Below are 1292 nucleotides of genomic sequence, written 5' to 3'. Positions count from 1 at the left end.
GACCGGGGCCGGTGACCCCGCGCGCACGCTGGCGCTGCTGTGGCGCCAGCCGGCCGCCTCCCCGCGCCGGGGCCCGCGCCGCGCGCTGGACCTGGACGCCCTGGTGGCCGCGGCGGTCGCGCTGGCCGACGAGCACGGGCTGGCGGCGCTGACGATGCGCAGGCTGGCCGAGCGGGTGGGCACCGGCGTGATGTCGCTGTACACCTACGTCGCCGACCGCGACGAGCTGCTGGACGTGGTGCTCGACGCCGTGTACGCGGCCGCGCCGCGCCGGGACACCGCGGGGCGACCGTGGCGCGAGCGCGTGCGGGCGGTCGCCGAGGACAACCGCCTGCTGTACCGGCACCACCCCTGGGCCGCGGAGGTCTCCACGCTGCGCCCCCCGCTGGGCCCGGGGCAGACGGCCAAGTACGAGCACGAGCTCGCCGCCTTCGACGGCTGCGGGCTCGACGACGTCACCGTCGACGACTGCCTGACCCAGCTGCTCCTGCTCGTGCGCGCCTGCGCCCGCGACGCCGCCGCCGCCCGCGAGCAGCGCCGCGCGGGCACCACCGACGAGCAGTGGTGGGCCGCGGCCGGCCCGCTGCTGGCCCGCGTCCTGGACCCGCGGCGCTACCCGCGCGCGGTGCGCGTGGGCGCCGCCGCCGGTGCCGCCCACGGCAGCGCCCACGACCCCGAGCACGCCTTCGAGTTCGGCCTGCAGCGCCTCCTGGACGCCCTGGCCGTGCTCGTGGAGACCGCGCCGGGCGCGGTCCCCGGGAGCGCGTGAGGCCCTCAGGGCGCCGCGCCGGTGCGCAGTGCGGCCAGCACCTCCTCGGCGGCCAGCCCCGCCGGCGTGCTCAGCCGGTCGCGCACCAGCGCCGCCGGCAGCCCGCAGCGGTGGGAGAGCCCGATCCACGGGTCGGGCCAGTGCTCGGCGACGGCCAGGACCAGCCGGGCGGTGCCCAGCAGGCGCTGGCAGTCCCGGGCGAGCTCCTCCTCGACCGGCGGCCCGACCTGCCGGAAGCCCGGGGGGTGGGCGCGCACCACCTCCGGGCAGCAGGTCAGCGCCACGGCCAGCACCCACCGGCGCACCCCGCGGCGCAGGACGACGGCGCGCGCGCCCGCGCGCGCCTCCTCGCGCAGCGCCGCCCTGCCCGCCCGGTCGCCGGGGCCGCCCCCGGCGGGCAGGAAGCGCGCCAGGGCGGCGGCGTCCAGCGCGCTGGTGCGCTCCACGTCCTCCTCGGGCGCCAGCGCCCACAGCCAGCGCGCCTCGGGGCGCGCCACGGCGATCGGCGGGGGCGCCGCGGGGC

At 81.0% G+C, this 1292-nt stretch carries 1 protein-coding gene and 1 pseudogene; one reads left to right on the top strand and one right to left on the bottom strand.

What is annotated here, in order from left to right; genetic code table 11:
* Positions 1 to 769: TetR/AcrR family transcriptional regulator (locus tag GTR00_RS21065; protein WP_166613466.1), on the top strand; the 769-nt coding region annotated here is incomplete at its 5' end.
* 5 nt (positions 770 to 774) lie between these two features.
* Here GTR00_RS21065 and GTR00_RS21060 read toward each other — a convergent pair.
* Positions 775 to 1292: pseudogene (locus GTR00_RS21060) on the bottom strand (hypothetical protein); the annotation flags it as partial.

This window comes from Kineococcus indalonis (genome assembly GCF_009906395.1).
Classification (GTDB): domain Bacteria; phylum Actinomycetota; class Actinomycetes; order Actinomycetales; family Kineococcaceae; genus Kineococcus; species Kineococcus indalonis.
This window is presented reverse-complemented; position numbering and strand designations above follow the sequence as displayed.